At 72.2% G+C, this 12,936-nt stretch carries 13 protein-coding genes; 9 read left to right on the top strand and 4 right to left on the bottom strand.

The features are described from left to right. Positions 1-330: 330 nt before the first annotated feature. Complete coding sequence (locus tag ABZV34_RS01855; RefSeq protein WP_356270446.1) at positions 331-939, top strand: TetR/AcrR family transcriptional regulator; 609 nt, start codon at positions 331-333, stop codon at positions 937-939. 167 nt (positions 940-1,106) lie between these two features. Here ABZV34_RS01855 and ABZV34_RS01850 read toward each other — a convergent pair whose 3' ends face one another. The 4 genes from ABZV34_RS01850 to ABZV34_RS01835 all read right to left on the bottom strand — a co-directional run bounded on the left by ABZV34_RS01850 (position 1,107) and on the right by ABZV34_RS01835 (position 5,061). Continuing rightward, positions 1,107-1,430 carry a multidrug efflux SMR transporter gene (locus ABZV34_RS01850; protein ID WP_356270444.1) on the bottom strand — a complete coding sequence of 108 codons (324 nt, stop codon included), beginning with the start codon at positions 1,428-1,430 and terminating at the stop codon, positions 1,107-1,109. Between the two features lie 180 nt (positions 1,431-1,610). Further along, positions 1,611-2,621, bottom strand: a complete 1,011-nt coding sequence (rsgA, locus tag ABZV34_RS01845) for a ribosome small subunit-dependent GTPase A (protein WP_356270442.1) — start codon at positions 2,619-2,621, stop codon at positions 1,611-1,613. A gap of 16 nt (positions 2,622-2,637) precedes the next feature. Continuing rightward, complete coding sequence (aroA, locus tag ABZV34_RS01840; protein WP_356270441.1) at positions 2,638-3,996, bottom strand: 3-phosphoshikimate 1-carboxyvinyltransferase; 1,359 nt, start codon at positions 3,994-3,996, stop codon at positions 2,638-2,640. A gap of 342 nt (positions 3,997-4,338) precedes the next feature. Further along, complete coding sequence (locus ABZV34_RS01835) at positions 4,339-5,061, bottom strand: M50 family metallopeptidase (protein ID WP_356270439.1); 723 nt, start codon at positions 5,059-5,061, stop codon at positions 4,339-4,341. A gap of 50 nt (positions 5,062-5,111) precedes the next feature. Here ABZV34_RS01835 and ABZV34_RS01830 point away from each other — a divergent pair, with 50 nt between their 5' ends. The 8 genes from ABZV34_RS01830 to def all read left to right on the top strand — a co-directional run bounded on the left by ABZV34_RS01830 (position 5,112) and on the right by def (position 12,768). Next, a complete protein-coding gene (locus ABZV34_RS01830) occupies positions 5,112-5,927 on the top strand; it encodes an SOS response-associated peptidase (RefSeq protein WP_356270437.1) in 816 nt (271 codons plus the stop codon). Positions 5,928-5,967: 40 nt separating this feature from the next. After that, positions 5,968-6,594 carry an alpha/beta family hydrolase gene (locus ABZV34_RS01825; protein ID WP_356270727.1) on the top strand — a complete coding sequence of 209 codons (627 nt, stop codon included), beginning with the start codon at positions 5,968-5,970 and terminating at the stop codon, positions 6,592-6,594. A gap of 318 nt (positions 6,595-6,912) precedes the next feature. Then, positions 6,913-7,596 carry an RNA polymerase sigma factor SigR gene (gene sigR, locus ABZV34_RS01820; protein WP_356270725.1) on the top strand — a complete coding sequence of 228 codons (684 nt, stop codon included), beginning with the start codon at positions 6,913-6,915 and terminating at the stop codon, positions 7,594-7,596. After that, positions 7,593-7,895, top strand: a complete 303-nt coding sequence (gene rsrA / locus ABZV34_RS01815; RefSeq protein ID WP_356270435.1) for a mycothiol system anti-sigma-R factor — start codon at positions 7,593-7,595, stop codon at positions 7,893-7,895. The genes sigR and rsrA overlap by 4 nt, the downstream gene beginning before the upstream one ends. 267 nt (positions 7,896-8,162) lie before the next feature. Next, positions 8,163-9,533: an HD-GYP domain-containing protein gene (locus tag ABZV34_RS01810; protein WP_356270433.1), complete on the top strand. Its 1,371-nt coding sequence runs from the start codon at positions 8,163-8,165 to the stop codon at positions 9,531-9,533. Further along, on the top strand, positions 9,530-10,882 hold the full coding sequence (locus tag ABZV34_RS01805; RefSeq protein WP_356270432.1) for an HD domain-containing protein: 1,353 nt from the start codon (positions 9,530-9,532) through the stop codon (positions 10,880-10,882). Before ABZV34_RS01810 ends, ABZV34_RS01805 begins: the two co-directional genes overlap by 4 nt. A 153-nt stretch (positions 10,883-11,035) precedes the next feature. Then, the gene (locus ABZV34_RS01800) at positions 11,036-12,016 is read left to right on the top strand and encodes a hypothetical protein (protein ID WP_356270430.1); all 981 of its coding nucleotides are present in this window, start codon (positions 11,036-11,038) and stop codon (positions 12,014-12,016) included. A gap of 101 nt (positions 12,017-12,117) precedes the next feature. Next, positions 12,118-12,768, top strand: coding sequence for a peptide deformylase (gene def / locus ABZV34_RS01795; RefSeq protein WP_356270428.1), 651 nt, complete (start codon positions 12,118-12,120; stop codon positions 12,766-12,768). Positions 12,769-12,936 lie beyond the last annotated feature (168 nt).

Raw genomic sequence — 12,936 nt, 5'->3', positions numbered from 1 at the left:
ATATGGGTCCCTCGGGCCACAGCCAGACGGCCCAGGGAACAAACCCGGTGAACAATCCCGGGGAACAGGACCAGGGAACAGGACCGACGAACGAAGGGGCCGGGCGGGGGCCGCCGCGGTGCCCGGTGACCGTCGTGCGGACGGTCGCCGTCCGGATGATCGCGGGCGGCCGTCGGGGACCGGGTGGCCGAACGCCGCCGTGCGGCCGGGTGATCATCGCGGCGCGCGACGGCTCGCGTACGCCCCTCGGCGCCGCCGCGAACCCTTGACAGTGGCTGTGCACGCGTCAAATCTGAGCTGCAGTGCCGCCCGCTCGCCCCAGGGAGGCGAATGATGCCTGCAGCGCGGGAATCCCTTCTGGACGCCGCTCACACGGCGCTCGCCCGTCGGCCGTGGTCCACGGTGCGGATGGTCGACGTCGCGGCCGTGGCCGGAGTGTCCCGGCAGACGCTCTACAACGAGTTCGGCAGCAAGGAAGGGCTCGCACGAGCGCTCGTGCGGCGGGAGGCCGACGGCTATCTCGCCGGTGTCGAACGCGCGCTGGCCGCGCACGCGGACGCGCGCGAACGGCTGGTCGCGACCGCCGAGTGGACCATGACGGCGGCGCGCGGCAACGCGCTGGTACGGGCCATGCTCACCGGCTGCTGGAGCGAGCGGCTGCCCTCGCCGACGCTCTCGGCGGTGCCGTCCTCGTCCGCGGTGCCCGCCCAGCGGCGGGCGGACGGGCCGCTGCCGTCGCCGGCCGACTTCGTGGCTCTCGTGAGGGACCGGGCCGTCGCGGCGCTCGCCGGTCCCGGCACGACCCGGGCCGACGCCGTCGAGCTGGCCGGGTCCTGCGAACTGGTGACACGGTTGGCGCTGTCGTGCGTGGCGGCTCCGCCGGGGGAGGGCGGGGTGACGGACCTGGTGCGCGGCGCGCTGCCCCGGCAGTGGCGATGACACGCCACCACGGGGCGCCGTCGGGGACGCCGGGCGGAAACCGGGGCGGCCGGCATCCGGGGGCGGCCGGCATCCGGGGTCGGTGCCGCGCGGCATCCGGGTCCGGCGTGGGTTCCGGGCAAGGCGTGGCCCCGGAGGTCGGCGAACGGCCTCCTGGGGCGGTGGAATCAGTGGGACGAGCCCGAGAGCTGGAGGCCGATGACGCCGATGATGACGAAGCTGATCGAGACGATCTTCAGGGTCGACACCAGGTCGCTGAGGAAGATCATTCCGTAGATCGCCGTGCCCGCCGCGCCGATGCCCGTCCACACCGCGTACGCCGGGCCTACGTCGAGCTTCTTCAGGGAGAGGGTCAGCAGGCCGAAGCTGCCCAGGGCGAACACGCAGAAGGCGACCGTCGGCCAGAGTCTGGTGAAGCCGTGCGAGAGCTTCAGACAGACGGCGAAACCGGTTTCGAGCACTCCTGCCACAACGACCAGCAGCCACGCCATGTCTTGTCCTCCCGCGTCCGCACGTCGACTGCTCCGTCTGGCTCGGATCAGGCCAGCGGTCCCCGAGGGCGCTGGGTGCGATTATGCATTTACCGGGCTGCCGCGGACGCAAACAACGCGGAGGTCACGAAGGGAACCTCGATCGTCCCGTACGGGGGGACACTCATGGGCGTACCGGGATCAGTCGCCTTCCGTGCGTTCGCGCGTCGCCAGCAGCCGGCGCAGCGAGTAGAGCCGGGCCGGGTCCGCGTGACCGTCGGCCACCCACTGGTCCAGGGCACAGTCCGGTTCGTCGTGACTGCACGCGCGCGGACAGCCCTCGGTGCCGGGTTCGAGGTCCGGGAAGGCGTGGATGACCCGGGACGGGTCCACGTGGTGCAGGCCGAAGGAGCGGATCCCGGGGGTGTCGATGACCCAGCCCTCGCTGCCCGGCAGCGGAATCGCGCGCGCCGAGGTCGTGGTGTGCCGGCCGCGTCCCGTCACCGCGTTGACATGACCGGTGCTGCGCCGCCGCTCCAGCGAGACCAGCGCGTTGACGAGGGTCGTCTTGCCGACGCCGGAGTGCCCGACGAACGCCGTGATCTTGCCGTCGAGTTGCTTGCGCACCCGCTCCACCGCCGTGCCGCTCTCCAGCTCCTCGCGGCTCGTCACGACGTAGGGCACGCCCAACGCCCCGTACATCTCGAGGAGTTCGTCGGGCGGAGCGAGGTCGGACTTGGTCAGCACCAGCAGCGGCTCCAGGCCGCCGTCGTACGCCGCGACCAGGCAGCGGTCGATCAGCCGCGGGCGCGGCTCGGGGTCGGCGAGGGCGGTGACGATGGCGAGTTGGTCGGCGTTGGCGACCACCACGCGCTCGTACGGATCGTCGTCGTCGGCCGTCCGGCGCAGCACGGAGCTCCGCGGCTCGATCCGGACGATGCGGGCGAGGGTGTCCTTCGCGCCGGACAGGTCGCCGACGAGGGCGACGCGGTCGCCGACGATCGCGGCCTTGCGGCCCAGTTCGCGGGCCTTCATCGCCATGACCTGACGGTCCTCGACGAGGCAGGTCAGGCGGCCCCGGTCGACGGTGAGGACCATGCCCTCCGCCGCGTCCTCGTGCTTGGGGCGGATGTTCGTACGAGGCCGGTTGCCCTTGCGGTTCGGCCGCTGGCGGATGTCGTCCTCGTCGGTGTTCTTGCCGTAACGGCGCATGATCCAGGTCCGCCCGTCAGTTCCCGAGCGTTCCGGGGTTCCCGAGCATTCCGGCCCACAGGTCGGGGAAGTCCGGCAGCGTCTTCGCCGTGGTCGCCACGTTCTCGATCTGCACACCCTTCACCGCGAGCCCGATGATCGCTCCGGCGGTGGCCATGCGGTGGTCGTCGTACGTGTGGAAGACGCCGCCGTGCAGTCGGCGCGGGCGGATGTGCAGTCCGTCGGCGGTCTCGGTGACGTCACCGCCGAGTTCGTTGATCTCCTTGGTGAGCGCGGCCAGCCGGTCCGTCTCGTGCAGCCGCAGGTGGGACACGCCGCGCAGGGTGGAGGGGGAGTCCGCGAGCGCGGCGACGGCCGCGATGCCCGGGGTCAGCTCGCCGACCTCGCCCAGGTCCACATCGACCCCGTGGATCGCACCCGAACCGGTGAACTCCAGTCCTCTGTCGGTCAGTTCGCAGGAACCGCCCATTTCGGTGAAGATCTCCCGCAGCCGGTCACCGGGCTGGGTGGTGCGCGTCGGCCAGTCGGGTACGACGACCGTGCCGCCCGTCACCAGGGCCGCCGCGAGGAACGGCTGCGCGTTCGACAGGTCCGGCTCGATGATCAGGTCCCGGCCGAGCAGCGCGCCCGGGGTGACGCGCCAGACGTTGGGCTCGCCGCCCGACTCCGGGGTGTCCACCTGGGCGCCGACCGCGCGCAGCATGTCGACCGTCATCCGGATGTGCGGCATGGAGGGGAGCGTCGAGCCGATGTGACGGACCTCGACACCCTGGTTGAAACGGGGGCCCGAGAGCAGCAGGGCCGAGACGAACTGCGACGAGGAGGACGCGTCGATCTCCACCGGGCCGCCGTCCAGGGCGCCCCCGCCGTGCACCGTCAGCGGCAGCGCGCCGCGGCCCTCGTCGTCGATGCGGGCGCCGAGCAGGCGCAGCGCGTCGAGCACACCGTTCAGCGGACGTTCGTAGGACCGCGGGTCGCCGTCGAAGCGGATGGGGCCGTCGGCGAGCGCGGCCACCGGGGGCAGGAAGCGCATCACGGTGCCGGCGTTGCCGACGTCCACCGTGGCCGGTCCGCGCAGGCCCGAGGGGATGATCCGCCAGGCCTCGCCGGAGGCGTCGGGGCCCGCCACGACCGTGGAACTGGACGCCACCGTCTCCTCGACACCGACCCCCATCGCGCGCAGGGCGCCCGCCATCAGCAGCGTGTCGCGGGAGCGCAGCGGGCGGCGCAGCCAGCCCGGCTCCGAGGCGAGCGCGGCGAGGACGAGAGCGCGGTTGGTGACCGACTTCGACCCGGGCACGTGGACCGTCGCGTCGACGGCTCCGCTCGCGTAGGGGGCGGGCCAGAGGGCGGTGTGGGCGGGGTTCGCGGTCATGGGCCCCACTTTAGTGGCTGGGGGTGGGCGGAGATCTTGATCAAAAGTGGCGGAACCTGAACGAAAACGGTCCGCTGGGTGAGGGAGGGGGTGAGGGGAGGTCGGGGGAGTGGGGGGCGTGGGTGCGGGTGGAGGTGGGTGGGCGTGGGCGGGCGCGGGGGAAGGTGTCGGGTGCGGGTGGGTGGGGGCTGGGCGCGCAGTTCCCCGCGCCCAGCCCGGGGCGCCGGTGCCTGGGGTCGGACGTGTGGGTCCCCGGGTCTCGCTCGGGGCGCAGGCGACCGGGGTCGGACGTATAGGTCCCCCCGCCCCAGGCAACACACGCCCCGAACGAGATGCCCGGGGTCAGAGGGGTAGGAGCCAGTGGGCGCCGGCCAGCAGGGAGCACAGGGACACCGCGTGGAAGAGGAAGAGCCAGACGCCGGCCGGTACGTGGGTGAGGCGGGCGAGTTGGTCGGCGTCCGAGTCGCGGGCGCCGCCGCGACGGCGCTTGGCCTGGAGCTCGAAGCCCGGGCGGACCCCGCCGAGCAGCAGGAACCACACCACGGCGTACGCGAACGCCGCTTGCACCTGGGGTCCGGCGAGCCAGGACACCATCAGGAACAGGCCGCCGGTGAGGACCACGGTGAGCACGCCGTACGCGTTGCGGATCATCACCAGCATCGCCACCAGGAGAACCGTGGCCAGCCACAGCAGCAGGGTGATGCGGCCCGCGCCGAGCAGCGCGGCGCCGCCGAGGCCGAGCAGCGGAGGGGCGGTGTAGCCCGCGGCGGCGGTGAGGATCATGCCGAGGCCGGTGGGCTTGCCACGGCTGACGGTGAGACCGCTGGTGTCGGAGTGCAGCCTGATCCCGCTGAGGCTGCGCCCGGTGAGCAGGGCGACCAGCCCGTGACCGCCCTCGTGCGCGATGGTGATGGTGTTGCGGGAGACGCGCCAGACGCCGTGCGGGACGATCACGGCGAGGGCCGCGACCAGGGTGGCTATCACCACCCACAGATCGGGGTCCGGCTGGGTGCCGGAAACCTGGTCCCAGAGCGAGGCGAGCGAGGTGGATGCGGTGCTGCCCATTGTCTGCGGTGGCTCCCTCGGATGTCGCGGAATCTGGCAGTGTTGCACGTATGTGCGGACGGTATGCAGCCAGTCGTGGGCCCGAGGATCTCGCAGGAGTCTTTGAGATCGAGAAGTGGGACCCGGAGGAGACCCTGGCGCCCGACTACAACGTGGCCCCGACGAAGGAGGTCTACGCCGTACTGGACCGCCCTCTCAAGGACGCGGACAGCCCGAGGCCGGTTCGCCAGCTGCGCAGACTGAAGTGGGGACTCGTCCCGTCCTGGGCCAAGACGCCCGAGGGCGGCGCCCGGATGATCAACGCGCGGGCGGAGACCGTGCACGAGAAGCCCTCGTACCGCCGCGCCTTCGCCACCCGGCGCTGCATCGTGCCCGCCGACGGTTACTACGAGTGGGTCACCGGGGTCGCCGAACGCGACCTGGAGGTCGAGGGCAGGAAGAAGCGGCCGCGCAAACAGCCGTACTTCGTGCTCCCCGCCGACGGCTCGGTCTTCGCCATGGCCGGGCTGTACGAGTTCTGGCGGGACCGGACGCTCCCCGACGAGCACCCGCTGGCCTGGTGGGCGACCTGCTCCGTCATCACCACCGAGGCCGAGACGGCACCGCTCGCGGCGGCCCCGGCCGAGGGCCCGCGCACCCTGGCCGACATCCACCCCCGGATGCCCCTGATGCTCACCCCGGACCGCTGGGACGCCTGGCTCGACCCGGCCCGCACCGACGCCGACGAACTGCGCGCGCTGCTCACCCCGCCACCCACCGGGCTGATGCGCGCCTACCCCGTCTCCACCGCCGTCAGCAGCGTCCGCAACAACGGTCCGGAGCTGCTGAAGGAGCTGGAGGGGCCCGAGGAGGGCACACTCTTCTGACGTGACGGACTCTGCTGCTGACCGCGACCCGACGGACGATGTGACACAGATCATCGAGACGGACGCCGGGACCGCCCGCCTCACCTGGCACCGCGCGCGGCGGGCCCGGCTCGTGCTCGCCGTGAGCCACGGCGCGGGCGGCGGCATCGAGGCCCGGGACCTGCGGGCGCTGGCGCGGGTGCTGCCCGCCCACGGGGTGAGCGTCGCGCTCGTGGAGCAGCCCTGGCGGGTGGCCGGGAAGAAGCTGGCGCCCGCGCCGAAGACGCTGGACACGGGATGGCGGGGCCTGTGGCCCGCGGTCACGGAGTCCGGGCTTCCCGTGATCGCGGGCGGCCGCAGCGCCGGGGCCCGCGTCGCCTGCCGCACGGCGACGGAGCTCGGTGCCGCCGCCGTCCTCGCGCTCGGCTTCCCGCTGCACCCGCCGGGCCGGCCCGAGAAGTCCCGCGCCGGGGAACTCCTCGGATCCGGGGTGCCCACCCTCGTCGTCCAGGGCGGCAACGACCCCTTCGGGAAACCGGAGGAGTTCCCGGAGGGCTCGTACGAGCTGGTCGAGGTGCCGTACGGCGATCATGGCTTCGCGGTCCCCCGCCGGGCGCCGCTCGACCAGGACGAGGCCGTGAGGATCGTCACCGACGGCGTCGTGCGATGGAGCGCGTCACTGCCGTAGCCGGAGCCGGTCACGGCCGTCGGAGTGGGGTGCGTCACTCACGTGTCACTCACGCGTCGGTCACGGAATCGCCGGGAATGCCGCGCGGCGGTCGGCTGTTGTCGCGGACAGGAAGCACACCGTGCTGAACCGTTCGAACGAGAGGAAGTCCGCCGCATGGGTTCGACCATCTGCCCGAGTCGCAGCAGCGCTGAGCTGGACTGGACGGTGCTGCACGCGGCGAAGGCCGCTCCCGTTCGAGCGGCGGCGGGTGTGGATGTTCGTCTATCCTCCGATTCGAGTGGGACCGGTTTCGGTTCCACCACATCGCTGGAGGAGGTGGGTCCGGTCACTGGGACCGACGCAGGGACCGAACACGGCCAGGCGGAGCAGCCCGAGGGCCAGGGCACGGGTGCGGAATCGACCTCCGAGCGCACCGCGCGCTTCGAGCGCGACGCACTCGAATTCCTCGACCAGATGTACTCGGCCGCCCTGCGCATGACGCGGAACCCGGCCGACGCCGAGGACCTGGTGCAGGAGACGTACGCGAAGGCGTACGCGTCCTTCCACCAGTTCCGTGAAGGCACCAACCTGAAGGCTTGGCTCTACCGCATCCTCACCAACACCTTCATCAACTCGTACCGCAAGAAGCAGCGCGAACCCCAGCGCAGTGCGGCCGAGGAGATCGAGGACTGGCAGCTCGCGCGTGCCGAGTCGCACATGTCGACCGGTCTGCGGTCGGCCGAGTCGCAGGCGCTGGACCACCTGCCCGACTCGGACGTCAAGGAAGCGCTGCAGGCGATTCCCGAGGAATTCCGCATCGCCGTGTATCTCGCGGACGTCGAGGGCTTTGCGTACAAGGAGATCGCGGACATCATGGGGACACCCATCGGCACGGTGATGTCCCGGCTGCACCGGGGCCGTCGTCAGCTGCGCGGCATGCTCGAGGACTACGCCCGTGACCGTGGCCTGGTCCCGGCCGGCGCCGGAGAGTCGAACGAAGCGAAAGGCTCGGGCTCATGAGCTGCGGAGAGCCGCACGAGACGGATTGCAGTGAGGTACTCGATCATCTTTACGAGTTCCTCGACCATGAGATGCCGGACGCGGACTGCACCAAGTTCGAGGTGCACTTCGAGGAGTGCTCTCCGTGTCTCGAGAAGTACGGCCTGGAGCAGGCCGTGAAGAAGCTGGTCAAGCGCTGCTGCGGGCAGGACGACGTGCCGACCGACCTGCGGGCGAAGGTCATGGGCCGCATCGACCTGATCCGCTCGGGGAAGACGGTGCCGGAGCACGACGTCAGCGCGACACCGCAGGAGTCCTGAACCTCCGGGAGTCCTGAACCTCCGGGAGTCCTGAACCCCCAGAGGTCCTGAACCCCCGGGGACTCCGAACCTCCAGGGATGCTGAACCCGCCGGGTGTCACCGCCCCGGGACGCGAGGGACACCCTGGGGAGATCGTCCGGTAATCACCCGAACGTGCGAATCCGCGGGCTTCGAGCCCGCGGATTCGGCCGTTGCCGCCCCCGCCCCCACGCCGCGCCCCTAGGCTCCGGAAACCTGAGCGGGGGAAACGGGGGAGGGGCGACGAGATGCGGACGATTCCGGCAGCGGCCCGGGTGTACGTGGCCTGTGTCGTCGTCGCCGCCCTCGGCTGCCTCGCTCCCCTGCCGGGCGTTCGCACCCCCTGGTGGATCGTCGCCCTGCTCGCCGCGCTCTACGCGGGATGCGAGCGGATCACCCTGCCGCACGGCCCCGGCAGCGCCACCACCCGTGCCGCCGGCCGTCGCGCGCCGCAAGGCCTGGGCACCTTCCTCCCCGTACTGCTCGCCGGCGCCTTCCTGCTGCCACCGCCCGCCGCCGCGCTCGTCGCACTGCCGGGGGCGCTGCTCTCCCGGGTGGAGCAGCGCCCGCGCGGACTGCGCAGAACCTGGCGCGCCGCCCAGCTCGCCGTCGCCGTCTGGGCGGCCTCCCGGGCGCACTGGGCGCTGGACGGCCGGGACGCTGTCGTCGTACCCCGCTTCCCGTACGCGCTCGTCCCCGCCGGGGCCGCGGTGCTCACCTTCTGTCTGGTGCTGGCCGTTCTCGACGGCGGGATCTTGGCCCTCGCCGAGCGGGTACCGCTGCGCGGCGCCTGGCGCGGCCTCTTCTCCCGCTCGCTCGCCCCCGTCGCCGCGCACGGACTCGCCGGTCTGATGATGGCGGTCTTGTGGCGCAGCCCGTACGGGCCGGTCGCCGCGCTGCTCGTGCTGCTGCCGATGTACGTCTCGTGCTGGGTGTTCGCCCAGTACCACCGGGAGCGGGCCGCCCACCAGGCCACCATCCGGGCTCTCGTGCAGGCCGTCGACATCAAGGACGGGTACACCCGCGGACACAGCGAGCGGGTCGGACAGGCCTCCATGATGATCGCGCGCGAACTCGGCATGGACGACGAGCGGGCCGAGGTGCTGCGATTCGCCGGAATCCTGCACGACGTCGGCAAACTCGGCGTACCCACCCGGCTGCTGCGCAAGGACGGTCCGCTCACGCCGGACGAACGGCGGATCATCGAACTGCATCCCGAGTACGGCCACGAGATGGTGCGCGGGATCGGCTTCCTCGGGGAGGCCCGCTCGGCGATCCTGCACCACCACGAGCGGCTCGACGGGAGCGGCTACCCGTACGGGCTGGTCGGAGGGCAGATCCCGGAGTTCGCGCGGGTGGTGGCCGTGGCCGACGCCTTTGACGCCATGACGTCGACCCGGTCCTACCGCAGGGCCCGCCCGGTGCCCGCGGCGCTGGCGGAGCTGGAGCGCTGCGCCGGGGCGCAGTTCGACCCCGGGATGGTGGGCGCCCTGGTGCGGGCCCTGGACCGGCACGGCTGGCACCCCGCGGTGACCGCGGGCGACGACCGGACGACGTCGCCCGTACCCCGTCCGACGGACAGCAGTCCCGCCGACAGCGCGGGCCGGAGAGGACCATGAACCCCGCGGAACGGAGCGCCTCCGGCTCGCGCCGGCACGAGGAGTACCACCAGGAGTGTGAGGAGTACGCGGGGTCCGCCCGGTTTCCGGCCGGCCACACTCCCACCGGACCGCACTCCGACACCTTCGGCACGCTCGCGCGCACCGGTGCCGCCCTGCTCGGCGTCGTCGCCCTGGCCGTCACCCTCTGGAACGGTATCGACGAACGCGGCACGGCCCTCGCCTTCGGCGTCCTCGTCGCCGTGGGGGAACTCGCCCGCTGGAGCGGCACCGAGGACCGGGAGTCCGCTCCCCTCGGGGCCGCGGGCGCGCTGTCCTACGCGCTGCTGGGCGAGCAGGCGGGGCACCCCAGCCGGCACGGCGCGCTCCAGGTCGTGGCCGTCGTGAGCGCCGCCGCGCTGCTGGGCTGCGTCCCGCACGTCGCCCGCGGCGGGGGCCCGACCCTCGACCACCTCACCCGGCGCGTCCTGACCGTCGCCTTCGCCGCCGTCTGCTTCCAACCTCTCTACAACCGGGGGAGGTTGATGGGATGGGCCGGCCCCTCGTACGCCCTGCTGCTGGTCGCGCTGCTGGTGCTGACCGCGCTGTGCGACGCGGTGCTCGCGGCTGCCATGGCGCACTCCCGGACCCGCTGGCCCTTCGGTCCGCTGCTGCGGGACGAGCTGCGGGCCACCCTCGGCATCGGGTCCGCGGTCTGCGCGACCGGGGCCGTGATGTCGCTCGCGGTGGCGGTGGTGGGGCTGTGGGCGCTGCCCGTGTTCTCGCTGCCGCTGCTCCTGACCCAGCTGTCCTTCCGGCGGTACGCGGCCGTGCGGGTCACCTACCGGCAGACCATCGCCTCCCTCGCGCGGGCGACCGAGATCGCCGGCTACACCCCCGCGGGGCACGCCCGCAGAGTGGCCGCGCTCAGCCGTGCCGTCGGGCGTGAGCTGGGACTGTCCGAGCCCGATCTGACCGTTCTGGAGTACGCGGCCCTGATGCACGACATCGGACAGCTCAGCCTCGTCGATCCGGTCCCGGCCGGCGCGACCTCCGCGCTCCCCGCCGAGGAGCAGCGCCGTATCGCGCTCCTCGGCGGCGCGGTCGTGCGCCAGACCGGTGTGGACGCCGAGGTCGCGGTGGTGGTGGAGCGGCAGGCCGACCCCTACCGGGAGCAGCCGGTGAGCGCGCGGATCGTCCGCACGGTGAACGCCTATGAGGAGCTGGCCAGGGAAGCGGGGCCGGGAGGGCCCCTGACCGCGCTGGAGAAGCTGCGGCTGGCCACGGCCCGCGACCATCAGCCCGAAGTCGTGGAGTCGCTGGCCAGGGTCCTGTTGCGGGGCAGCCTTACCCTGCCCCAGGCTGGGTAACCCATGGGTAATGAGCGGGCGTCCGACGGTACGTGGTTGGATGCGAGGAAGAGGGTGTTCGGGGGCACGGGCCAGCCCGTGGCCGCACTGTCTTCAAGGGACTCTTCGAGCGACCGGCAGGCGGGAATCGCAAGGAACTGGCAGGCGGGAATCGTGAGGATCTTCGGCAAGGGACGACACCGGCCCTCCGCCTCATGGCGGCAGGCCACCGACCGTGCGTTTACGCTGATCGGTGACGGCCGGTACGAGGACGCGGGAGCGCTGCTGACACGCGCCGCGGACCTGGAGCCGTGGCTGTCCGAGTCCTGGTTCAACCTGGCCCTGCTGCACAAGTTCCGGCACGACTGGGAGCAGGCCAGGGCCGCCGGTCTGCGGGCCGTCGCACTCCTGGACCGGGAGACGGGCGCCCCCGACTGGTGGAACGTCGGCATCGCCGCCACCGCTTTGCAGGACTGGCCGCTGGCCCGCCGTGCCTGGCAGGCGTACGGGCTGCGGGTGCCCGGCGGAGCCGCCGTCGCCGGGGAGCCGACGGGCATGGACCTCGGCAGCGCGGCGGTACGGCTGTCGCCGGAGGGCGAGGCCGAGGTCGTGTGGGGCCGCAGGCTCGATCCGGCCCGGATCGAGGTGCTGTCCATTCCGCTTCCGTCCTCCGGGCGCCGCTGGGGCGAGGTCGTCCTGCACGACGGTGTGCCGCACGGCGAGCGGACCACCGTCGTGGGGCACGCCTACCCCGTCTTCGACGAGATCGAGCTGTGGGCTCCGTCGCCGGTGCCCACCTGGGTCGTCCTGCTGGAGGCGGCCACCGAGGAGGACCGGGACGCCCTGGAGCAGCTCGCGGCCGACGCCGGCTTCGCCGCCGAGGACTGGTCGTCCTCCGTACGGCTGCTGTGCCGGATGTGCTCCGAGTCCCGGATGCCGTCCGACGAGGGCGACGGCGAGCACCTCGACCCGCACGACCACAGTGAGCCCGGTCACCCGGGCCCGCTCGGCCACCGCACCGACGGGCAGCTGTGGGTGCCGGAGCGGGAGTGCGGGCTCGCGGCACCGGCCTCGCTGGTGCGTGGACTGCTCGACGGCTGGGTCGCCGACAGCCCCGACTCCCGGGACTGGCGGGACCTCGAAGAGGTCTGTTAGCCGCGTGCCGCCGGGCGCGAACGCCTGCCGAGGGGTGCGCGCGGCCCCGTAGGCTGTATGCCGCAGCATTCTCATGGATTCCAGGAAGGCGTACGTCGGTCATGGCGCAGCAGGACACCGAACAGCAGCACGCGGGCGTGCTCCCCGTGGACGACGAGGGTTTCGTCGTCGACACCGAGGACTGCGAGGAGCGTGAGGCGGCCTACCGCGAGCCCGGCACCTCGCGGCCGATCACGGTCGTCGGCAATCCGGTGCTCCACAAGGAGTGCCAGGACGTCACGGAGTTCGACGACGAGCTCGGCCGGCTGGTCGCCGACATGTTCGCGAGCCAGCGCACCGCCGAGGGCGTGGGCCTGGCCGCCAACCAGATCGGCGTCGACCTGAAGGTCTTCGTGTACGACTGCCAGGACGACGAGGGCACACGGCACGTCGGGGTCGTCTGCAACCCCGTCCTCGTCGACCTGCCCGCCGACCGGCGCCAGTTGGACGAGAGCAACGAGGGCTGCCTGTCCGTGCCGACCGCCTACGCGCCGCTGGCCCGCCCGGACTACGCCGAGGTCACCGGACAGGACGAGAAGGGCAACCCGGTCAAGGTGCGGGGCACCGGCTACTTCGCGCGCTGCCTCCAGCACGAGACCGACCATCTGTACGGCTACCTCTACATCGACCGGCTCTCCAAGCGCGAACGCAAGGACGCGCTGCGGCAGATGTCCGAGAACGAGCCCCGCTACGCGGTCGTCGCGAACGACTGAGCCGCGGCCGTGAACGGCTGAGACAGAGAACGACAGACGGGGCCCGCGATCTTCCGTGGGTTCCGCGCGAACGGCGCCTGGTCAGGGAGCTCCCTGACCAGGCGCCGTTCGTATGTGCGTCGCACGTTCGATCCCCTCCGCTCCTCTAATGATCCATATTCAGTCACA

The sequence above is a fragment of the Streptomyces sp. NPDC005195 genome (assembly GCF_040608315.1).
GTDB lineage: Bacteria > Actinomycetota > Actinomycetes > Streptomycetales > Streptomycetaceae > Streptomyces > Streptomyces kaempferi.
Note: the sequence above shows the minus strand (reverse complement) of the source record. Positions and strands in the feature narration are given on the sequence as shown.

Bases quoted from the DNA above. Each gene is read 5' to 3' on its own strand.
- ABZV34_RS01805 (WP_356270432.1), top strand. From the start codon at position 9,530: ATGAACCCCGCGGAACGGAGCGCCTCCGGCTCGCGCCGGCACGAGGAG.
- rsrA (WP_356270435.1), top strand. From the start codon at position 7,593: ATGAGCTGCGGAGAGCCGCACGAGACGGATTGCAGTGAGGTACTCGAT.
- ABZV34_RS01810 (WP_356270433.1), top strand. From the start codon at position 8,163: ATGCGGACGATTCCGGCAGCGGCCCGGGTGTACGTGGCCTGTGTCGTC.
- def (WP_356270428.1), top strand. From the start codon at position 12,118: ATGGCGCAGCAGGACACCGAACAGCAGCACGCGGGCGTGCTCCCCGTG.
- ABZV34_RS01830 (WP_356270437.1), top strand. From the start codon at position 5,112: ATGTGCGGACGGTATGCAGCCAGTCGTGGGCCCGAGGATCTCGCAGGA.
- aroA (WP_356270441.1), bottom strand. From the start codon at position 3,996: ATGACCGCGAACCCCGCCCACACCGCCCTCTGGCCCGCCCCCTACGCG.
- rsgA (WP_356270442.1), bottom strand. From the start codon at position 2,621: ATGCGCCGTTACGGCAAGAACACCGACGAGGACGACATCCGCCAGCGG.
- ABZV34_RS01850 (WP_356270444.1), bottom strand. From the start codon at position 1,430: ATGGCGTGGCTGCTGGTCGTTGTGGCAGGAGTGCTCGAAACCGGTTTC.
- ABZV34_RS01855 (WP_356270446.1), top strand. From the start codon at position 331: ATGATGCCTGCAGCGCGGGAATCCCTTCTGGACGCCGCTCACACGGCG.
- ABZV34_RS01835 (WP_356270439.1), bottom strand. From the start codon at position 5,061: ATGGGCAGCACCGCATCCACCTCGCTCGCCTCGCTCTGGGACCAGGTT.